Source organism: Stenotrophomonas sp. 82F1 (genome assembly GCF_056861525.1).
The window spans coordinates 261,174-282,772 of the sequence record NZ_JBSPUD010000002.1; the positions used below are offsets into that span (position 1 = coordinate 261,174).

Consider the following 21,599-nt stretch of genomic DNA (forward strand, 5'->3'; position numbering starts at 1 on the left):
GCCGTCGATCCGGGCGGCGGGGCTGGATGTCCCCGTCCGGCCCGTGGCAGCAGCCGCGGGCCCTTGCAGTGATTCGTAACCCGTCGCGGTTGAACCAATCACCAAGGAGGACGCTATGCGCTACACACGCCGTGATTTCCTAGCGACCACTGCCACCGCCTCATTGGCCTCGCTGTTCGCGCCCAGTGCCCTGGCCAGTGGCCAGAGCACGGCCGACGGTACTGCAGTGGCGCGTTTCCACCGCTACAACGTCACCAGCGCGAAAGGACAGCAGATGCTGGCCAGCTATGCGCGCGGCATCCAGGCAATGCTGGCGTTGCCGGCTGACGACGCGCGCAACTGGTTCCGCAATGCGTTCGTGCACCTGATGGATTGCCCGCACGGCAACTGGTGGTTCTATGTCTGGCACCGCGGCTACGTCGGCTACTTCGAGCAGACCATCCGCGAGCTCAGCGGCGACCGCGAGTTCGCCATGCCTTACTGGGACTGGACCGAGCTTCCAAGGATTCCGCCAGCCATGTTCGATGGCCTGCTGACCCCGGCCCACACCGCCTATACGCCCTACACCCGCAATCTGGCGGTGTTCACCCAGTTCATGAAGCCTGCGTTGCAGCGCCACTGGAATACGCTGGACACCGGCCAGCGCCAGCAGCTGTCACTGCGGGGTTACAACAGCGCCGAAGACGTCTGGAATGATGTCACCGGCTACAACGCCAAGGAGCAGACCGGCATTTCCGGCAATGCGGCGTACGCGGTGACCTGTGGCGCCCGTTATCTCTGGCGGGAGCACCCGGGCTTCGACCCGAAGACGGCCTCCGCCGTGTCCGCCGACACCATCCGTGCCGGCCTGTCACCGGTGGAGTTCAACAACCCTGACATCAGCCGCAGCTTCACCAGTTCGCGCAACACTTCGCACGTGCTGCAGCCCGATGGGGCCACCAAGTTCTCGGTACTGGAAGGCTTCCCGCATAACAAGGTGCACAACTGCATTGGCGGTGTCGGCGCCGTCGATCCCGGTCCCTACGGCAACATGACCAACTTCCTGTCGCCACTGGACCCGATCTTCTACCTGCACCACGCCAACATGGACCGTCTGTGGGATGTGTGGACCCGCAGGCAACAGGCCTTCGGCCGCCCGATCATGCCGACCGACCCTGCGGAGAACAAGCAGTTCATGGAAGAGCCGTTCCGCTTCTTCGTCAATGCGCAGGGGCGTTACGTCGGCACACGCCCGGCCCGGGAGTTCTTCTCCACCAGCGCGTTCGACTACGACTACGACTATGTCTATGGCAGCGGCGTGCGTGCGGCAGAGCAGGCCGCAACGGCTCCCACCACCGCCAAGGCCGCGCGACTGGTGCGCGGCAAGCGGGCTGATGGCGCCGTACGAGTGGCTGTCCCCAACGAAGCGGTTCGTGCACATCTGGCGGCTACCGGGCCGCGCGTGCTGATTGCGGAGGTTACCCTCGAGCGTCCCCATGGACTGCACAACACGCGCGAGTTCGACGTGTTGATCAATGCGCCGGCAGATGTCACCTCGGTGAGCGCGGACAGCCCGTACTACGCCGGCACGGTCTCGTTCTTCGGGCCGAGCATGGCGGCCATGGGCCACGATCATCCAACGACGTTCGCCGTGCCATTGCCGCAGACGCTGGGGGCGCTGCGCGCGGATGCTGCCGGCGTCGGCTCGACGACGCTGGAGATCCGCCTGGTCGCCTCGTCGGGCCAGGCACCGCAATCGTTCCCGGTGCTCGATGCTGCGATCCTGGTGTCACCTAACTAGCGGGCACCCGCCTCGGGTGGCGTCGCGTGGACGCGACGCCACCCAGGAGTCCCCGGTGAAGGCGGACTGCACAGGAGGCGAGTGCCATCGTCAAGGATATGTGTGGATCTGGATTTCGATTCAAGCGCTTTCGCGAACGGCCGATACCTGGGGGTGAAGCCCGACTCATGGACGATGCGCGATGCCGTTGCAGGACCCCCGCCCCGAAACTCTTTCGCCTCCTTCCGGCTCGCCTTGGCCGGCAGTATCCAAAGTCCTGACCGACATCTACGCCCACAAGGCACTGTTCGCGCTGGCGGGCACCCTTGCGATGGTGGTCTTCTTCTGGCGGATCCACTACCTGCCCAGCCTTGCATTGACCGATATCGCTCTGGTTGCGGCGGCGATCGTCTTCTTTTCGGTCGTGATGGTCATCGTGGTCATCCTTACGCTCATGCTCCCGGCCGCTGTGCTGGTCGAGTGGCAGAAGTCAGGATTCATCACCGACAGAAGCAGCGTCCGCACATCTCAGACGCAATGGTTGGCGTCCGCTGGCCTCAGCATGAGTATGGCCATGCTGGGAGCGGCCCTGGCAACAGGCTGGATGTATGTGTGGCTTTTCACTCCGTTTGGTGACGCTGCGCCCATTGTGTTTGCAGCCCCCATCCTGATCGGTGCCGTTGGTGCCTTCGCGCCGATGGGCATGAAACGCAAACCCATTGATGAGCCCGTCGGCAGCGTTCTACGAAGAAAGAAGATCTGGTGGGCACTGAGGCTGACTTTGCTTTCCGCCTGCCTTTACCTGTTCACACTGCCCTTGATCGCGGTCGTGGTCTTCGGCATCCATTCGTCAGCCGCCACGATGAGCGGCTGGGAAGTGCTCCTGGTCTCCCTCGGGCTGCCGCTCCTTCACTTGGTCATCCTGAGCATGAGGACACTTCCGCCCTGGTCCCGGGTGATCGCACTTGCCTTGGTAATCGGCCAGATCCTGCTCTTTGCCGGCACCCTGTTCGAGTCTCTCGACCGTGCTGCCAGCACGTTCCAGCTGGGGATGCTGCCCCACCAGAGCGTGGTGGTATCGAGCGAAGGCTGCAGAATGGTTCGGGCATCCGGGGTGTCAACCAACTGCCGCAGAATCGACGGCCCCGGGAAGGAGCTGTACGAGATCCGGGATGTGTTCGTGCTCAATCGCCTTGGCAGCCACACCGTCATCGCCGAGCCGGGCTGGACGCCGAAGAAGCGAACCCGGTCGATCCCCGTGCCCAGCAGCGAAGTGTTCACCTGGTACACGACTCCCGAAACTCCAGCGCCCGCCCCGCCGCCTGCGGCACCTCCCGCGCCGGCCGCCGTCACGCCGCCGCCACCGATGAAGGCGACCTCCGGTGCGGTGCGCAAACCAAAGCCTCGGCAACGGGCTCCTGCCTGCTGACCCAGGCGGGGTGGCGGTGTGGATGGCGTCTGCCCTGCACACGCCGCGGACAAGGCGGACGCGATCATCAGTCTTCCGCGCTGCCTTCTCTCCGCCATGTCCCGACCCACCGGCTCCCGCCTCGTCATCTACGCCGCCCTGGCGGGCAATCTCGCCATCGCCGTGGCCAAGTTCATCGCGGCCGCCGTGTCCGGCAGCTCGGCAATGCTCAGCGAGGGCGTGCACTCGCTGGTCGACACGCTCAATGAAGTGCTGTTGCTGCATGGCCTGCGGCGTGCCGAGAAAGCGCCCGACACCCTGCACCCGTTCGGCTACGGCCGTGAACTGTACTTCTGGAGTTTCATCATTGCGCTGCTGGTGTTTGCCGCCGGTGCGGGTGTATCGGCCTACGAGGGCATCCAGCACATCCGCAATCCGCAGCCGGCCACCCATCATGCGGTCAGCTATACGGTGCTGGGCATCTCGATCCTGTTCGAGGGCGCCTCGTGGTGGGTCGCGCTGAGGGAGTTCAGGCGCAGCAAAGGCGCAATGGGGTACTTCGAAGCCTTCCGCCGCAGCAAGGATCCGACCACTTTCACCGTGCTGCTGGAAGACAGCGCCGCGCTGCTCGGCCTCGGGTTTGCGCTGCTGGGCCTGCTCGCGGCGCAGTGGCTGCAGATGCCGGTGCTGGATGGGGTGGCCTCGCTGTGCATCGCTGGCGTGTTGGCGCTGACCGCCTTCCTGCTGGCACGCGAGACCAAGGGACTGCTGATCGGTGAGCCGGCGCATCCTGCAGTCGCGCAGCGGATCATGGCCGTGGCCGGTGCCGATCCCGATCTGCGCCGCGCCAACGGGGTCACAACCCTGCAGATGGGGCCGGCGCAGGTCGTGGCCATGCTCAGTGCCGAATTCGAGGACGACCGCACTACGCCACAGATCGAGGCCTGCATCACCCGCATCGAGAAGGCGGTGAAGGGCGAGTTCCCCGAACTGGTCGCGTTGTTCATCAAACCGCAGACACCTGAGGTGTTCGCTGCGCGACGGGCCGCGCTCGGCACGGACTGATACGATGCTGGCGATGGCTTCACCCCGGGCAGGCGACACTGGCGGCCATGCACAGGAAAACCGGCCATTCCCCCCTGTTTGACGCCTTGCCCGACGGCGCCGCACCACTGCCACGCGCGTTCTACCAGCGCCCTCCAACCGTGGTCGCACCAGAACTGCTCAACAAGGTGCTGCTGCGCGAGGATGGCCGTGCCGCGCGAATTGTCGAAGTGGAGGCGTACGCAGGCAGCGAGGACCCCGCCGCGCATTCCTGGCGTGGCAGGACCGCACGCAACGCCAGCATGTTCGGCGAGGCTGGCCACCTCTATGTCTACTTTACCTATGGCATGCACTGGGGCAGCAACGTGGTGTGCGGCGAAGTGGGCGAAGGCGTTGCGGTACTGCTGCGCGCCGCCGAGCCCCTCACCGGGCTGGATCAGATGTACTCGCTGCGACGGGCGGCACGTCGTGACCACGAACTCGCCAGCGGCCCTGGCAAGCTGTCGCAGGCCTTCGGTCTGGACCGGGGCTTCGACGGGGCAGATCTGGTCACTGCGCAGCTGGGCATCACGATTGTCGATGACGGCATGCCACCGCCACCGGATCCGGTGGTGGGGCCGCGCATCGGCATCTCCCGCGCAGTGGATTTTCCCTGGCGCTGGCACGTCCGCGACAGCCGTCACGTTTCTGTGCGCGCTACCGGCAGCAGCATGAAAAGCAGAAACCCTTGATCCGCCGGAGGTCTGCGCCGGGCATCACAACGGCGTCACCACAGAACGCGCATCGCTAACAAACCGCGCTCTAGCGTGGTCGGTGCCCTCCTGCCCTTTCGAGCCCTGTGCTGGTCATGGACGAAGCCTTCCGTTTCTGCGAAATCGAACGTCTCGGAGTATTGGACACTCCACCCGAACCGGTCTTCGACGCCATCGTGGCGGCCGCGCGCACCTCCACCGGCATGCCGGTCGGGCTCATTTCCATCGTTGCCGAACACCGGCAATGGTTCAAGGCGAACATCGGCCTGGAGAACGCCACCGAAACACCCCGTGAAATCTCCTTCTGCACCCACGCCATCGAGCACGATGCGTTGCTGGAGATCCCCGATGCCCTCCAGGACCCGCGCTTCCGCAGCAATCCACTGGTGACCGGCGGGCTGCGCGTCCGCCACTATGCCGGAATCCCGCTGGTCACTGCCCACGGCGCGCGTATCGGAACGCTGTGCTTGCTCGATCCGATGCCAGGTGTGCTGTCGCCCTCGCAGCGTGAACTGATGGTCCACCTAGGGCGGGTAACCACGCAGGTGTTGGAACAGCGCAGCGCCCTGCTGCACCAGATCGAACAGGCGGGCGCCCTCCACACCGAACTCAAACGCAGCGAAGATTTTCTGCAGCGCACCAACTCGGCGGCCAAGGTGGGCGGTTGGGAACTGGACCTGGAAACCAACGAGGTGCGCTGGACCCGTGAGACCAAACAGATCCACGGGGTGCGTTCGACCTACCAGCCGAGCCTGGAGGGCGCCTTGTCGTTCTATCGCGAAGACAGTCGCACCATCATCAGGGCAGCGGTTCAACGCTGCGTGGATGAAGGCACCGCGTGGGAGGTGCAACTGCCGATGACCACCGCCGACGGTCGCGGTATCTGGACCCGGGTGGTGGGTGGCCGGCAGCTGGTGGACGGGCATCCGCGCCTGGTCGGCGCCATCCAGGACGTGACCGAGGAACGCGCGACCCTCGACGCACTGGAAGCCAGCGAGGTCCGCTACCGGCGCCTGTTCCACTACAGCCTGGGGCTGATCTGCACCCACACGCTGGATGGCACACTGACCTCGGTCAATCCTGCCGCGGTGCAGTCGCTGGGATACGAAGAGAGCCAGATGGTGGGCCGCAGCCTGTGTGACCTGATGCGCCCGGAGAAGCGCGACGGGTTCAAGGCCTACCTGACGCGCATCGGCGAGAACCATACCGATGCCGGCGTCATCGAGCTCATCGCGGCCGATGGCACACGTCGCTACTGGGCCTACCACAACGTGCTGGACAATGAGACCGACCCTCCCTTCGTGCTCGGGCATGCACAGGATGTCACCGCGCTGCGCATCCAGGAGCAGCGCCTGCGCGAGATGTCCTTCCGTGACCCGCTCACGCAATGCCACAACCGGCGCTACCTGCACCGGCTGGATGACCTGGGTGAACGACACTGGGCCTGCCTGGTGTTCGACCTGAACGACTTCAAGCGCATCAACGATACCGAGGGTCACCGGCGCGGCGACGGGTTGCTGGTTGAGTTCGCCGCCTTCCTGCGTGCCCCGCTGATGGACGAGGAAGCCGTGGTGCGGCTGGGCGGCGATGAATTCATGGTGGTGCTGATCTCCCCCGAGCCAAACCGGCTGCAGCAGCTGGAGCAGTGGTACAGCGCTCACCGCGCGCGCTCTCCAACGGCGTTCTCGATGGGCAGCGCAGCCAGCAGTGTGGGGGAAACGGTCGCCGACACCATCCATCGCGCCGATATCGGTCTCTACCAGGCGCGTGCGCGTGGCCGGGGCAGCAGTGCGCAGGAGCGCTCCTAGCGCAGCAGAAGCTTCAAACGGGATTCATCGCATGCTGAAGCTGCACCTGCCACGCACCTGCACTCCGGGCCAGAAACAGGAAGCCGTGCGTGGCAGCAACGGTCTCGATCACGTCCAGCCGCTGCATGAGCTTGGCCGCGCGGTTGTGATGAAGTTGCCTCAGCAGTGCGAAGGTCGTGGTAGCGGGTCGCTTCGCGGCAGCACGATGCGCGGAGATCACGCGCGCGGCCATGGACTGGCAGATCTTCAGCTCATCCGCAATCGCTTTGTCTGTGGGCCCGCAGGTAGCGATGAACGCATCGCAGCTGTACCGGTACGGGTTGGCTGACACATCTGCGAGGTAGTGCTGCAGATAGCCACATGCCTGCAGGCGCCCGGCGGCCTCCTCGTCCACGTCGGGGTACCTCTCGATGAAGTCCAGTGCGCTGGTGAAGTTCGTGATCCTGTGTCTACGCCTGCGAGCGGCACTGCGCACCCAGCGCAGCCATTCAAAGGTCTGGTTCTGATGAATCTGCAGTTGATCGGTGGTAGCGGCAATACGAAGATCTGCATCGGTAACCGGTCGCAGCGCATGCTCGACCTGCACAAGCCGCGGTGAGCGTGCGAGCGCACCGGGTGAGCAGTAGTCTGCATTCCTGACAAGCGAGTGACCCGCCTGATGGTATGCTTGGGCAACCAGCCGCGAGCAGAACTGCTTGCCACTCCGGTCCCGTCCGCGCAGTTTCATCACTCCAACAAGCAGAGCGTGCGGCACCGAGTACAGGCTACCGACTTCATTGCGGACGTGATTGATGGCAACGGCCATGCTCTCATCATCCAGCTGCTCGCGAGGCCGATAGACCGCCATTTCGCCCTGGGCCACGATCCTCCTCTGCGGATTCACCGAGAACACGCCACCGCCATCGGCATGGATCAGGGAGTTGCCAACGTAGAGCATGGCATGGCTGTAGCGGGAATTGGTCAGGAAGCGGATGAACCTGCTGACCACTCCGCCCGTCGTGGAAAGCACGATATCGCCGGGCTCCAGCACGCTGAGATCGAGGATATGGTCCTTGACCCGTGTGCCGCGCCGGAATGAAGTGATCGAGTGCATGGATCGTACCGTCCTTGAAGTAGCGAAACTCTGCTGCCGATATCGGCCAAGGCGGCGCTGGATTGAGCGTTGGCTCCACCTTCCGACACTCAGCCAGCAAGAGCACCTGGCCCTGCGAGGAAGCACACCAGACGCTGCAGTTCATCATCCAGCGCATTGCGGAACAGAACATCCTTCATGGGCGAGGCACTGGCGAAACCAATATCCGGCAACAACCCGCCATCCTTGGCGGTGATATTGGCCCAGCCGATGACCTGCTCACGCCACAGCAGCGGCAGCGCGTAGTAGCCGAAGCGGCGCTTGGCTGCCGGGGTGTAGGCCTCGAACTTGTAGACCCAGCCCCACAACTGTTCGAAACGGCGCCGGTCCCACACCACGGGATCGAACGGTGCCAGCAGCCGCACCTGCTCATCGGCCTGATAGCGCCGCGAACGGGGAGTCTCGTCGGCTGGCCAGTACCAGGTGGTTCCGTTGATGATGCAGCCCGCCAGTTGCTCGCGCGCCAGCCGCAGCGCCTGCTGGATCTCCACCGCCAGATGCGGCGCGCCATAGCCCAGCAGCCGCGCCAGATAGGTCAGGCTCGCCGAAGGCAACGGTGCGTACTTGCGCACCACCAGATCGATCAGGGCCGTGGCGCGCTGCAGGCGTGCGGCCTTGCCGCCATCGGCGGGTGCATGTGCCGCAACGGCGTAGATGCGGGTACCACTGTCACGACGCGCGATGCGCAGCAGGCCGCGGTAGTGCATGCCGTCCAGCAGATGGGTGCTGGCATTGCTGGTGCCGCCCCAGTAGTTGGTCACCCGACCATGCGCGAACGCCTGGTCGACCTCGCGCGGATGCACCGTACCCCGCTCCTGCACGAACGCCAGCACCTCCGCCGCCTTGCGCCGCGTGCCGGCGTCCCACGGTTTGCGGGACACCCGGGGATGCATCAACGACAGGTGTTCGCGCGGCAGGAAGCCGTAGTTCACCAGGAAGTCTTCCTCGATCGGCAACCGGCTGTAACAACGTTCCAGATCCCCGGCCTGGTAGCCCTTCACCCGGTGCCGCAGGGTCAGGTCCTGGGCGCGCGCGGGCGCTCGGATCGGGTCGGCCTGCACGAAGCCCAGGCGACGTATCGCGGTCAGCAGCGTGGTGGGCGTGAACAGCGTGCGGGCTACGGCGTAGCGACGCAGATCGTCGAGGGTGGGCATGGACGGCATGATCTGATTGTAGAGCCGAACGCGTACGGCAGACGCCAGGTCTCCCCCAACCCGCGCGCCGCGCCTTTACAATTCGCCGAGGCCACTGCCAAAGGAATCGCGTGCCACCGTTCAACCTGTTCCAGCGCCTGTCGCAGGCACCGACCAATCCGCGCACCGAGACTTCATCACGTACGTTCGATGTGGCCGAACTGTACGAAGGCCCGGTACGCCTGCAGGATGACGCCGCCAGCGCACCGCTGCGACTGGATGAGAAACTGCGCCAAGCGTACTTCTGGATCGTCAACAACGCGATCATCAGCCCGCACTACGACATCGAGTACCACGAAGGCCCGTCGGCTTCGTTCACGGTGGGCGACACCCGGCGGCCGCTGACCCTGCCATCGGCACAGAGCTATTCCAGCTACGTCCTGCTGCCGCTGCTGACCTTCGCCACTCGCCGGAAGTGCCTGTTCATCGGCGGACCGGGGCGCGGCAAGACCGCCAGCGCGATCCTGATGGGCGTACTGGCCGGCTATCCGGTGCGCGAAGTGCGCCGGGCGATGCAGCACGGCCACCCGCAGATGACCATCGCCGACCTGCTCGGCAACCCCCTGCCCGCCGACCTGGTGGCCGCACAGGACATGGCGGACATCCGCATCGCCTGGCGGTCGTGGCTGGGCATGCGGGTAAAGATCATCGATGAGTACAACCGCATTCCCACCCGGACCCAGAGCGCCCTGCTGACGGTGATGGGCGACAACTACGCTGAGGTTCTCAACCACGTCTACGAATGCCCTGAATCGGCGTGGTACCTGACCGCCAACGATGACCGCGGCGGTGGCACCTACCAGGTGATCGAAGCCCTGCGCGACCGCATCGACGTGGTAGTGCAGGCGTTGGCGTTCAATCCGCGGTTCCTGGAAGAGATGCTGCTGCGCATCGAGCAGGACATCCGGCCGGAAGAGGTGGTGCCACGCGACATCATCTTCAGCGAGGCCGAGGGCGACCAGCTGTTGCACGAGATCCGGGCGATCGAGGTGCCGCAGGACGTGCGTCGGCGCATCGAATTCTTCAGCAGCCAGTTCGAACTGATGGAGACGGCCGGTGCGCAGTTCGAGTACCTGACCAAGGACACCGCGCGCCTGGCCGGTGCCGAATGGGCGCAGGTGACAGCTGCCGACAGTGGCCGCGATCGCATGAAGGACCTTGGCTGCCAGACCCGCAATGGCCTGTCGGTACGCAACCTGATGACGCTTCTGGTGTTCGCCAAGGCCATGGCGTACTTCCGTGGCAGCCCCTCTGTAACCTTGGAGGATGTTCGCCAGGTGCTGCCGTTCGTGCTGAACGACAAGCTGCAGCCGGACCTGGATGCGCCCTTCTTCGCCCTGCCGGAGAACGCCGCCTATCGCACCGATCGGCTCAGTTGGCTGCGCTGGCTGCTGGATGCGTCCAATGCCGAGTATGACCGGCTGGATCTGGATCGCGACGATCCGGTGGGCGAGCTTTCGGCACAGTTCCAGCGGGGTCTGGACGGCATGACCGAAACCGAAACCCGCAAGCGCCTGACCCGCATCGAACGCCTGGTCGAGGATCGGGTGAAGGGCCGCAAGCTGTACGGTCATCTGTATGACGACCTGCTGAAACTGAAGTACCTGCACCAACGCTACACCAATTACCTGCATTGGCTGCGGGCGCGCTGACCGTGGTTTCCACGCTTCTGGCGGATGTGCTGGCCGCACGCCGCCCCGTGCTGAACCAGGCCGTGGCCGATGCGCGACACCGTTGGCCCGGCCTCGACATGGCCGCATTCAGCGGCTTCGTCAGCGGCACCCTCGATCCACTGTGCCAGGCCGCGCAGCGCCACGACCCGTCCGCCACGTTGCGCATCGTCGAGGCTGCTTTCGAACTGGGCCTGGAACTGGTAGCGCAGGGCCACGCCGGACCGAAGGCCCGGCTACCCTGGATCGATCTGGCCTGGCGGTCACTGGCTCCGGCCGTTGCGCCGTTACTGGTACTCGATCCACGCGAAACGCTGGGCACGATCAGCAATGCGTTGGTGCGACTGGGCAGCAGTCCCGGTGTCCGCGTCGCTCAATGGATCGATGCGATGGCCGCCCATGCGGTTGGTTGCGCATCACTGCCGGCACTGCGTGACCTGGGCGCACTCTGCGCCTGGCAGGCGGGCATGGTGCAGTTGCGCACGCCCGCCCTTGCCTGCATCGATGCCCTGCCGACGGATACGGTGGCCGCGGTGCTGGGCATCGCTGCGGGTGATCTGCCCTCGGTCCACGCTCAACTGCAGCAGGACCGCTGGTGGAATCCACGGACTGGCAACGTCGATCCGAGCGGCCATCGCATCGGTGGTTTCAGCGGCCTGGATGGCACCTTCCCCGCCCCACCCCAGGTTCGCGCGACGGCCGAAGGCTTCGTGGTTGAAAGCGCAGGCCAGTACTTCCTCCTGTTGGCCGATGCCTTTGGTGCCGTCCTGCTGCCTGCCGACCTCGCCGAGTACACGGCGGCCAGCGGCAGTGGACCGGCGCCGGGCGTGATCGCACGCCTGGGCGTGCAATGGATGGCACCGGCATTGTCCAAGGACAATCTCGGCGCCGTCTCCGGCGCTGCGGGAATCGCCCTGTTCTCGCCGTGGTCGCACCATGTCCATGTGTTGCCGCCGCAATGAACGCCACCGTCGCTGATCCGCTGCAGCCGTGGCGCGAGGCGTGGCCGCAGGCACTGGCCACATGGAGCCGTTTCACCCGGCTGCAGGACCCACAGCTGTGCCATTCGCACATGCAGGCGGCCGCGCAGGGCCTGACCGGCAGCTTCGCCGCGATCCGTCTGGCCGATCAGCGCATCGTCATCGATGTGGAAAAGGTCCAGCGCCTGCAGTTACAGCCGTATGCGCTGGAGATCCTGGCCCATGAGATCGGTCACCACGTGCTGGCGCCGGCCACGGCCAGCGACCACGCACGGCTGCTGGCCCGCATCCGCCATGCGCTGCCGACGCTGGAAGCGCATGCACCGATGGTCGCCAACCTCTACACCGATCTGCTGATCAACGACCGCCTGCAGCGCCAGAACGGCCTGCGCATGGACGCGATCTATCGCCGCTTGGCCGCGCAGCCGTCCCAGGCAAGTTCGCCAGTGTGGCAGCTGTACATGGGCATCTACGAAGAACTCTGGCAACAGCCACGCGGTGAACTGGGCGGTTCAACCCACGACAGCGCACTGCAGGGAGACGCCTGGCTGGGCGCACGCGTGGTGCGCGTCTATGCCAACGACTGGATGACCGGCGCAGGCCGCTTCGCCACCCTGCTGCTCCCCTGGCTGCTGGAATCCCAGCCGGACACGCGGGTCGACGCGTTGATGGATACCCAGCACGCCGGCCATGGAAGCCAGCCCGTCGGCCTGGGGCAACGGGAGGATGACGAACTGGAGCCCGCCCCGCATCCGGCGTCCGATCCGCGCATCACCGGCGACGAGCGGACAGCCGATGGGCAGCCCGGGAGCGGCAAGCCGCTGAAGCCCGACGCTGGACAGCCCACGCGATCCGGCGGGCAGATGCGCGAGCCGTTCGAGTATGGGCAGATCCTTCGTGCGGCCGGGCTCGATCTGGATGACCATCAGATTGCCGTGCGCTACTACCGTGAGCGCGCCCTGCCACACTTGATCCGCTTTCCATCACGCCCGCAGCCACAGTCGCTGGAGGCGCTGCCGGAAGGTCTGGAACCGTGGGAGCCCGGCGATGCACTGGACGCGGTGGACTGGCTGCAATCGGTACTGCAGTCGCCCTACGTTGTTCCCGGAGTGACCACCGTGCAGCGCGTGCAGGGGCAGACTCCCGGCCGCGAACCCGCCACCGAGCCGGTCGACCTGGACCTGTATGTGGACAGTTCCGGTTCAATGCCCAACCCACAGGCGTGGACGTCATTCCTGACCCTGGCCGGCGCGATCATCGCCCTGTCGGCGTTGCGCGTAGGCGCGCGCGTGCAGGCCACGCTGTGGAGTGGTGCCCGGCAGCATCTGCATACCGAGGGCTTCGTGCGCTCGGAAGATGACATCCTCAAGGTGCTGACCGGCTATTTCGGCGGCGCAACTGCGTTCCCGATCCATCGCCTGCGCGATACCTATGCGGACCGTCCAGCGCACGCGCGGGCGGTGCATGTCCTGCACATCTCCGACGACGGCATCACCACCATGTTCGACAAGGACGAGCATGGCAACAGCGGCTGGGACGTCGCCGCCAAGGCGCTGCGTACAGCACGCGGCGGCGGCACCATGGCACTCAACCTGTTCAGCCCGCTGCCGGCCAGCATCGCCGACGCTGGCAACGCGGGTTGGACCCATGACCTGCTGCGCGCCCGCGATGAGGGATGGAACATCCATGTGGTGCGCGACATGGCCGACCTGCTGCAGTTCGCACGCGCCTTCAGCCAGCAGCACTACGCGCCCGACAGCGTGGCAGCACCGCGATGATCGTGCTGTGGCGCCTGACCACGCTGTGCAATCTGTCCTGTGGCTTCTGTGCCTATGACCGCCGCGTACGGCAACCGCGCCTGCATGCCGATGCAGCCGAAGTGGAACGCCTCGCCATACTGTTCGCTGGCTTCCAACAGGCAATCGGGCAACCGGTGCTGTTCAGTTGGCTCGGTGGCGAGCCGATGTTGTGGCCTGGCCTGCTGGAGCTTTCTCAGCGGCTGCGACATGAACACGGGCTGCGTATCAGCGTGACCACCAATGGCACCCGTGCCTGGCAGCAGGGTGCTGCGTCGGCATTGGCAGCGGCGTTCGATGAGATCACCTTCAGCATCGACGCGCTGGACGATGCGCACGATGCGTTGCGTGGCTGGGACGGCGGCGCGGCGCGCGTGCAGCACGCGATTCGTGCACTGGTCGCCCAACGCGACGAAGAGCGCCGCCCGTTGCTGCGCGCCAATATCGTGCTGATGCACGACACCCTGCCGATGTTCGAGTCGTTGTGCCTGCGCCTTGCCGATTGGGGCGTGGACGAGATTACCGTGAACCAGCTGGGCGGGCGCGACCGGCCGGAGTTCCATCGGCTGCATGCGTTGACCGCCGCCGACGTGCTGGCATTGCGCACGCGGCTGCCGTCACTGCTGACCCGCCTGGCCGAGCGCGACGTCCGCCTTCATGCTGGGGACGCCTATCTGGCGCGCTTCCAGGCCAGTGCGTTGGGCCACCTGCTGCCCGTCACCGACTGCGAGGCCCGGCGACCGACCCTGTTCATCGACGAACACGCACGCATCAGCGCTTGCAGCTTCACCAACGACGACCATTTCATTCCCACCCGCGATGTGCAGACGATCGCCCACGTGCAGGCGCTACGCGGACAGCTGGCGGCGGCGCGCCGGGGTGCGCCGCCGCAGGCCTGCCTGGACTGCCCTTCCACCCAGGTCTTTGCCAAATTCGGAACCTGACCATGACCTCCGGCCCCTCCCTTGATGTACTGCTGCGGCGCCTGCTGGACATGCCGCCCGATTTCCTCGAGCCACCGCGCCGCGCTGGCAGCGGCCGGCTGCACGTCGCCGCTGTCGTTGGCGATGTATTTGCCGCGCGCTCACTGCATCTGCCCCCAGCACTGCGGGCAACGCTGTCCGGTGACCTGGCCGGGGTGGATGCCAACCAGCTCTCGCTTTCAGCGGTGGCTGCATGGCTGATGGCCGACGCGTGCTGGAATGACCTGCCCATCGCGGCCGAGGCTTGGACGCCCCTGTTCGCAGCAACGGTTCCGGCGCTGGCCGCCAGCGCCGCCGCGGACCGGTTCGTATTCGATCCTGAGCGCCGCGAAGAACTGGTGCGCACTGTCGTGGCCCGCCTGGACCTGCTGCCCGAAGGGGAAACCTCCGCGCAGGCCGCCGATCGCCTGGCCCGGGTCAGCGGTGTGGAACGACAGCGCCTGCTGGATGCCAGCCGTGCCACCGAGGAGCGCGCCCGTGCGATCCGCGAGGCGCTGGCCCGCAAGGCGGCCGAAGAATCCGCGGACAAGTGGACACGCGAGTGAACCACGAGCCGACCGACGCCGATCGTTACCCTGCACTGAGCCCGGCCGGGCGCGCGATGCTGCAGCTGATGCGCGAACATCCGTCAGCGCCGATCTTCCGCAACGCCAGTGGCAACCGGCTGCTGCCCGACGAGATCGAAGCACTGCGTGGCTATGAACAGGACATCGGCCACGCGCGCTTCGACTGGACACCCGAACAGCCGCCTGCGTGGCTGCAGACTCACGTAGCCGAGGTGCTTGCCCAGGTACCGTACTACCGCGGGCAGCCTAAGCCCTCTACTTTCACCGACATCACACCGGTACACCGCGGCGACCTCGCCGCCGACATCGCCCGCTTCGTGCCGGACACGGTGCCCCTGCAACGGATGATCAATTTCCGCACCACCGGTACCACAGGCCATCCGCTGGTACTGCCATCGCACCCAGTGGTGGCGGCACGCTATCTGGCCCATCACAAGCGCGCGCTGCGCCGCTTCGGCGTCACCCTGGTGCACGGCCGTGGCCAGATGGGGGTGATGCTGCTGGGCATGCAGCAGCGTTGCTTCACCTATGTGTCGGTGACACCGACGATGGATGAATCCGGCCTGGCCAAGATCAACCTCCATCCTGATGACTGGCGCCATCCAGACGATCGTGCCCGCTATATCGACCAGATGCAGCCGGAGGTGATTGCCGGTGACCCGATATCCTTCGCCGCACTGCTGGAGCTGCCCGTGCGGCACCGCCCCCAGGCGCTGCTTTCGGTATCGATGGCCCTGTCTCCCGGCTTGCGTGGGGCACTGGCGGCGCGCTTTGGTTGCGCGGTGCTCGATCTGTACTCCATGAACGAAGCAGGTCCGCTGGCTGTATATGACGATGCAGCCGGCGGCCATGTGTTGCTGCAGCCGGGCATGTATGTGGAGGTTCTCGGTCCCGACGGTACGCCGTTGCCGCCGGGGGAAACCGGGGAGATCACTCTCAGTGGCGGCTTCAACTTCTGCCTGCCGCTGCTGCGCTATCGCACCGGGGACCGGGGAGCGCTCGCACTGGCCGGCGATACCCCGATGATCGTCGGCCTGCAGGGTCGGCGCCCGGTGCGCTACCTGACCGTCGACCAGGAGTGGATCAACAACATCGACCTGACCCATGCACTCGCTGCGCTGCCATTGTCGCGGTATGTGGTTCACCAGCACAGCGATGGCCGCATCACGTTGTCGTTGCCGCCTGCGGAACTGGGTCATGCAGCCGAGGCGATCCGGCGCCTGCGCGTCGTGCTGCGCGGACAACCGGTGGAGGCAATCGCCCTGCAGGGTGACGACAAGGTCCTGCAGTACACCAGCGACGTGGCCGGAAACGGCTCACCGCCACAATGACCGCCGTTGCTCAGCGCAGCCACTGCGCATAGGCGGCCAGAGCCGCCAGGTGCCCCACGTAGTACACGTAGAACGCCCAGCGTGAACGCGGAACCGTCCACGGCACCCTGGCCAACGCCAGCACCAGCGGGATGGCCAGCAATGCCCATCCGTTGCCATTGACCCAGCACAGCCCGCCGAATCCGAACGCCAGCAGCCAGTACGCCCGGTGGCGGAACGCGATCCAGCCCAGCACCACCAGGGCCACCCCCGCCCATTGGTAGTCCACGAAGAACGGCAGCAGGCCTCCTGCCACCAGCAGCAACAGCTGCCGGTTGCTGGTCAGCGCATGCACCGCCACCGCAGCCAGGCCGAAAGCCAGCAGGATGTTCAGCGGCAGCCAGTGGCCGAAGGCCAGCATGTGCAGCGGCTGCGCGACCACGCCCCAAGCGGACAAGCGCCGGATCGACTTGCCCAGATCGGCGCCCGGTTGCGCCAGGTTGCAGGCCATCACCAGTGCGAACAACGGGAAGGCGATGCGCCCCAGCTCGCTGACCACCGGCACATAGCCACCGAACACCACTTTGGCGACGTGATCGCCGGTCATCGACAGCAGCGCGATCCACTTCAGCAGCTCGCGGGCGCCGCTGCTGAGGGTGCCGTGCGCCGGCGGGGCGTGTACGGCGACGTCCTGCGCGCTCATGTCATTCATCCTTTGCGTCCTGCCGGGTCCATCTCGTCAGGAATCGACGACGTTGCCCCTTGAACGCAAAGAGTACTTGAACCTGACGCGGATGACGCTGGCGGATGTGCCCCGCTATCCTTGCAGTCCCCGCTTGTGAGGCACCGCCATGCGCACGCTGTATCCACCGATCACCCCGTACCGCGAACACACGCTACCCGTCGACGCGCTGCACACCCTGCATGTCGAAGAGTGCGGCACGCCTGAAGGCATTCCGGTGGTGTACCTGCATGGCGGCCCCGGCGCTGGCATCTCGCCCACCCATCGCCGCTTCTTCGACCCGACGCGCTACCGCATCGTGCTGATCGATCAGCGCGGCAGCGGCCGCTCCACGCCGTTCGGCGAGCTGCGTGACAACACCACCCAGGACCTGGTGGCCGACATCGAGAAGGTGCGCGAACACCTGGGCATCCAGCGCTGGCTGGTCTACGGTGGTTCCTGGGGTTCGACGCTGTCGCTGGCCTATGCACAGGCGCATCCCGACCGCGCTACCGGGCTGATCGTGCGCGGCGTCTTCCTCGGTCGCGAGGAAGAGAACCGCTGGTTCGCCGAGCGCGATGGCGGTGCCCGCTGGATCTTCCCGGAGCGCTGGGATCGTTACCAGGCGCACATCCCGGAGGACGAGCGCGGCAACATGCTCGAAGCGTACTGGAAGCGCCTGGACCATGCCGACGAAGCCGTCCGCATCGCAGCGGCACAGGCCTGGCTGGGCTGGGAAGACAATGCCGCCACGCTGCTGCATGAGGTCGACGCGGTGTCCGCTACCGATCCGCTCGATACGCTGGCCAAGGCACGCATCGAGGCGCATTACTTCCGCCACAACACCTTCCTGGAACACGGCCAGCTGCTGCGCGATATCGATCGCATCCGCCATCTGCCGGGCGTCATCGTGCAGGGGCGCTACGACATCATCTGCCCGCCACGCAGTGCCTGGGATCTGGCCAAGGCCTGGCCGGAAGCCACCTTGCAGATGGTCATCGCCGGCCACAGTGCCAACGAAGCCGCCACTACCGATGCTTTGGTGCGGGCCACCGACGCTTTCGCGGACCGCAGCTGAACAGAAGGGGCCAACGGCCCCTTTTTCTATACCAAGGTATAGCCGGGCTAACCCACGGGCCTCTAGGCCTGCTGAATACGAGCGCGGACAATAGCGCCACTGGCCAGCCACTGGCCGCCCCACGCGGAGACGCAGATGGATCCCGACCCTGCCGGGCGCAACGCGCGCCCCTGCCTGCCCCCTTGTTCACTGCTGGCGACTGACGGCCGGTTCCTGTCCGTGTAAGCGATGGGAGCCCCGGGCAGCGCCTGCCCGGAGGAATCCCATGTCCTACAAGATTCTCTACATCACTGTCCGCCGCCTGATCGGTGAGCGCGATGTTTCCGCCCTGCGCAGCCTGCTGCTGCAGCACGGCCCTGTCCTGTTTGCCCGTTCGCTGGCCCTCGGCTCGCCACGGGTGGTGGCCGACGCCCTGTCGCTGCTGCCGATCAGCGAGCGCATCAACGTGCTGCGCCACCTGCCCTACCCGCTGCGCGATGCGATGAAGCCGCTGTGCATCGGCGGCAGCCAGCGGCTGCGCATGCAGCCCTGGTCGCCCGCGGTGCTGGCCATGCGCCACGCCTGACGACCTGCCCCTTCCGCTCCACGCGCCGGCGCCGCCCGACGCCGTTCCACGAGGACCTCCCCCATGAGCCTGCTCAACGCCTGGTTCAATACCTTCCTGCGCAGCCGACGCGCGGCCAACCTGTTTGGTCGTCGTGCCATGCCCGAAGCCGGTTACGGCCGTGGCAGCACGCAGGCCGCACCGGCCGCGCTCACCGCCGGACTGCTCGCGCTGGCACAGGGCAGCGAAGCCGATGCGCTGGCCACCCTGCAGTCGCACGTCGACGGTCTCAGCCCGCATGAGGCCGAAGAGCGCCTGCTGCGTTTCGGCCCGAACGAGGTCGACCACGAGAAGCCGCTGCCGTGGTGGCGCCATCTGTGGCAGTGCTATCGCAACCCGTTCAACCTGCTGCTGACGGTGCTGGCCGCGGTGTCCTGGCTGACCGAAGACGCCAAGGCGACGGTAGTGATCGGCGCGATGGTGGTGCTGTCCACCTTGATCCGCTTCGTGCAGGAGGGCCGCTCCAACCGCGCTGCCGAACGGCTGAAGGCGCTGGTGGGCAATACCGCACGCGTGCTCCGCCGCGCTGCGGGCACCGAGGCGGCGGAGGTGGCCGACCAGTATTTCGGCGCACAGCTGCACAGCCGGCGGCCGGCACGGCTGCTGGATCTGCCGATCCGTGATCTGGTGCCGGGCGACCATATCGTGCTGTCGGCCGGCGACATGATCCCGGCCGATTGCCGCGTGCTCGCGGCCAAGGACCTGTTCGTCGCGCAGGCTGCGATGACCGGTGAATCCTTGCCGGTGGAGAAGTTCGTGCAGCCGGGCAATGCCGAGGCTGGCCTGATGGAACAGGCCAACCTGTTGTTCATGGGTACCAATGTGGTGTCCGGCACGGCAACCGCGCTGGTGCTGGCGACCGGCAACACCAGCTACTTCGGCACCCTCGCCCAGCGCAGCAGTGCCAGCGATCGCGCGCCGACGGCATTCCAGGCTGGCGTCAACAGCGTCAGCTGGCTGCTGATCCGGTTTGCCCTGGTGATGGTGCCGTTCGTGCTGCTGGTCAATGGCTGGACCAAGGGCGACTGGACCGAAGCCTTCCTGTTCGCGCTGTCGGTGGCGGTCGGCCTGACCCCGGAAATGCTGCCGATGATCGTCACCTCCACCCTCGCCAAGGGCGCGGTGCTGCTGTCGCGGCGCAAGGTGATCGTCAAGCGCCTGGACGCGATCCAGAACTTCGGCGCGATGGAGGTGCTGTGCACCGACAAGACCGGCACCCTCACCCAGGACAAGATCGCACTGGAGCGGCACACCGATGTGTTCGGCCAGGATTCCGAGGATGTGCTGACCTTCGCCTACCTCAACAGCCACTTCCAGACCGGCCTGATCAACCTGCTCGATCGTGCGGTGCTGGAGCATGTGGAGCTGCAGAGCTCGCTGCGTCTGTCGCAGGACTACCGCAAGGTTGATGAGATCCCGTTCGACTTCGAGCGCCGCCGCATGTCGGTGGTGGTATCCGAGCGCGAGGATCATCACGAACTGATCTGCAAGGGCGCGGTGGAGGAGATGCTGGCGGTGTGCAGCACCGTGCGCGAGAACGGCCAGGACATGCCGCTGGATGAGCAGCGCCTGGCCCGCGTGCGGCAGACCACCGAGGAACTGAACGAGCAGGGCCTGCGTGTGGTGGCGGTGGCGATGAAGGAGACCGCGGCCAGCCAGAGCGTGTACTCGCAGGCCGACGAGCGCGAGCTGACCCTGGTGGGCTACGTCGCCTTCCTCGATCCGCCGAAGGAGTCGGCCGCGCAGGCGCTGCAGGCGCTGGCCGCGCACGGCGTGGAAGTAAAGGTATTCACCGGCGACAACGAGCTGGTTACCGCCCGCGTCTGTGCCCAGGTCGGCCTGGATGCCGACACGATCGTGACCGGCCCGCAGATCGAGCGCATGGACGGTGCGGCCGTGGCGCATGCACTGCAGGAACACCGCGTGTTCGCCCGCCTCACGCCGCTGCACAAGGAACGGCTGGTGCGCGAGCTGCGTGCACAGGGCAAGGTGGTTGGTTTCCTCGGCGATGGCATCAACGATGCCCCCGCACTGCGCGCGGCCGATATCGGCATCAGCGTGGACAGCGCGGTGGACATCGCCAAGGAGGCGGCCGACATCATCCTGCTGGAGAAGAACCTGATGGTGCTGGAGGAAGGCGTCATCCAGGGGCGGCGCACCTTCAGCAACATGCTCAAGTACATCCGCATGACCGCCAGCTCCAATTTCGGCAATGTGTTCTCGGTGCTGGTGGCCTCGGCGTTCCTGCCGTTCCTGCCGATGCTGCCGTTGCAGCTGCTGGTGCAGAACCTGCTGTATGACATCTCGCAGATCGCCATTCCGTTCGACAACGTCGATGAGGAGCTGGTACGCAGGCCGCTGAAGTGGAACCCGGCGGACATCGGCCGCTTCATGGTGTTCTTCGGGCCGATCAGCTCGATCTTCGACCTCAGCTGCTTCGCCTTGATGTGGTACGTGTTCGATGCACGCACGCCGGCCGACCAGAGCCTGTTCCAGTCCGGCTGGTTCGTGGTCGGCCTGCTGACCCAGACCCTGATCGTGCACATGATCCGTACGCCCAAGGTGCCATTCGTGCAGAGCATCGCCGCGCCGCCGCTGCTGCTGATGACCGGGGCGATCATGGCCATCGGCGTGATCCTGCCGATGAGCCCGCTGGCCGGCTACTTCAAGCTGCAGGCACTGCCGGCCGGCTACTGGCCGTTCCTGGTGGCGATCCTGTTCGGCTATGCGGTGCTGACCACCCTGCTGAAGAAGCTCTACATCCGCCGTTACGGTTGGCAGTAAGCGCATCGGCG

Annotated in this window: 17 protein-coding genes; 14 read left to right on the forward strand and 3 right to left on the reverse strand. The window is 65.9% G+C overall.

What is annotated here, in order from left to right:
- Positions 1 to 115: 115 nt before the first annotated feature.
- The 5 genes from AC13GI_RS03555 to AC13GI_RS03575 all read left to right on the forward strand — a co-directional run bounded on the left by AC13GI_RS03555 (position 116) and on the right by AC13GI_RS03575 (position 6,771).
- Positions 116 to 1,780: a tyrosinase family protein gene (locus AC13GI_RS03555; protein WP_482995519.1), complete on the forward strand. Its 1,665-nt coding sequence runs from the start codon at positions 116 to 118 to the stop codon at positions 1,778 to 1,780.
- Between the two features lie 181 nt (positions 1,781 to 1,961).
- Entirely contained in the window at positions 1,962 to 3,188 is a 1,227-nt protein-coding gene (locus AC13GI_RS03560) for a hypothetical protein (RefSeq protein WP_482995520.1), read from the forward strand.
- 96 nt (positions 3,189 to 3,284) lie between these two features.
- The gene (locus AC13GI_RS03565) at positions 3,285 to 4,232 is read left to right on the forward strand and encodes a cation diffusion facilitator family transporter (RefSeq protein ID WP_482995521.1); all 948 of its coding nucleotides are present in this window, start codon (positions 3,285 to 3,287) and stop codon (positions 4,230 to 4,232) included.
- A gap of 47 nt (positions 4,233 to 4,279) precedes the next feature.
- Positions 4,280 to 4,942, forward strand: coding sequence for a DNA-3-methyladenine glycosylase (locus tag AC13GI_RS03570; RefSeq protein WP_482995522.1), 663 nt, complete (start codon positions 4,280 to 4,282; stop codon positions 4,940 to 4,942).
- A gap of 116 nt (positions 4,943 to 5,058) precedes the next feature.
- Positions 5,059 to 6,771 (forward strand): sensor domain-containing diguanylate cyclase, encoded by a 1,713-nt coding sequence (locus AC13GI_RS03575; RefSeq protein WP_482995523.1) that lies wholly within the window; start codon positions 5,059 to 5,061, stop codon positions 6,769 to 6,771.
- A gap of 13 nt (positions 6,772 to 6,784) precedes the next feature.
- Here the strand turns inward: AC13GI_RS03575 and AC13GI_RS03580 are convergent, their stop codons facing one another.
- Both AC13GI_RS03580 and AC13GI_RS03585 read right to left on the reverse strand, forming a co-directional pair.
- Complete coding sequence (locus tag AC13GI_RS03580; RefSeq protein ID WP_482995524.1) at positions 6,785 to 7,864, reverse strand: YiiX/YebB-like N1pC/P60 family cysteine hydrolase; 1,080 nt, start codon at positions 7,862 to 7,864, stop codon at positions 6,785 to 6,787.
- Between the two features lie 89 nt (positions 7,865 to 7,953).
- On the reverse strand, positions 7,954 to 9,066 hold the full coding sequence (locus AC13GI_RS03585; protein ID WP_482995525.1) for a DNA glycosylase AlkZ-like family protein: 1,113 nt from the start codon (positions 9,064 to 9,066) through the stop codon (positions 7,954 to 7,956).
- A 101-nt stretch (positions 9,067 to 9,167) separates the two neighbouring features.
- Here AC13GI_RS03585 and AC13GI_RS03590 point away from each other — a divergent pair, with 101 nt between their 5' ends.
- The 6 genes from AC13GI_RS03590 to AC13GI_RS03615 are packed head-to-tail and all read left to right on the forward strand — an operon-like array spanning position 9,168 to position 16,422.
- Entirely contained in the window at positions 9,168 to 10,748 is a 1,581-nt protein-coding gene (locus tag AC13GI_RS03590) for an AAA family ATPase (protein ID WP_482995526.1), read from the forward strand.
- A 2-nt stretch (positions 10,749 to 10,750) separates the two neighbouring features.
- The gene (locus AC13GI_RS03595) at positions 10,751 to 11,728 is read left to right on the forward strand and encodes a hypothetical protein (protein WP_482995527.1); all 978 of its coding nucleotides are present in this window, start codon (positions 10,751 to 10,753) and stop codon (positions 11,726 to 11,728) included.
- Positions 11,725 to 13,524 carry a hypothetical protein gene (locus tag AC13GI_RS03600; protein WP_482995528.1) on the forward strand — a complete coding sequence of 600 codons (1,800 nt, stop codon included), beginning with the start codon at positions 11,725 to 11,727 and terminating at the stop codon, positions 13,522 to 13,524. Before AC13GI_RS03595 ends, AC13GI_RS03600 begins: the two co-directional genes overlap by 4 nt.
- Positions 13,521 to 14,486 (forward strand): radical SAM protein, encoded by a 966-nt coding sequence (locus AC13GI_RS03605; protein ID WP_482995529.1) that lies wholly within the window; start codon positions 13,521 to 13,523, stop codon positions 14,484 to 14,486. Before AC13GI_RS03600 ends, AC13GI_RS03605 begins: the two co-directional genes overlap by 4 nt.
- 2 nt (positions 14,487 to 14,488) lie before the next feature.
- Entirely contained in the window at positions 14,489 to 15,070 is a 582-nt protein-coding gene (locus AC13GI_RS03610) for a hypothetical protein (RefSeq protein WP_482995530.1), read from the forward strand.
- Positions 15,067 to 16,422, forward strand: a complete 1,356-nt coding sequence (locus AC13GI_RS03615; protein ID WP_482995531.1) for an AMP-binding protein — start codon at positions 15,067 to 15,069, stop codon at positions 16,420 to 16,422. Before AC13GI_RS03610 ends, AC13GI_RS03615 begins: the two co-directional genes overlap by 4 nt.
- 10 nt (positions 16,423 to 16,432) lie before the next feature.
- On the opposite strand, the gene AC13GI_RS03620 is transcribed toward AC13GI_RS03615, so the two are convergent.
- Entirely contained in the window at positions 16,433 to 17,104 is a 672-nt protein-coding gene (locus AC13GI_RS03620) for a TraX family protein (RefSeq protein ID WP_482995532.1), read from the reverse strand.
- A 148-nt stretch (positions 17,105 to 17,252) separates the two neighbouring features.
- On the opposite strand from AC13GI_RS03620, the gene pip reads away from it, so the two are divergent.
- The 3 genes from pip (at position 17,253) to mgtA (ending at position 21,588) form a co-directional block, all read left to right on the forward strand.
- Positions 17,253 to 18,200: a prolyl aminopeptidase gene (pip, locus tag AC13GI_RS03625; RefSeq protein ID WP_099818568.1), complete on the forward strand. Its 948-nt coding sequence runs from the start codon at positions 17,253 to 17,255 to the stop codon at positions 18,198 to 18,200.
- 265 nt (positions 18,201 to 18,465) lie between these two features.
- Positions 18,466 to 18,765, forward strand: coding sequence for a hypothetical protein (locus tag AC13GI_RS03630; protein ID WP_100552609.1), 300 nt, complete (start codon positions 18,466 to 18,468; stop codon positions 18,763 to 18,765).
- Between the two features lie 63 nt (positions 18,766 to 18,828).
- Positions 18,829 to 21,588, forward strand: a complete 2,760-nt coding sequence (gene mgtA / locus AC13GI_RS03635) for a magnesium-translocating P-type ATPase (RefSeq protein WP_482995533.1) — start codon at positions 18,829 to 18,831, stop codon at positions 21,586 to 21,588.
- The last annotated feature ends 11 nt before the right edge of the window (positions 21,589 to 21,599 follow it).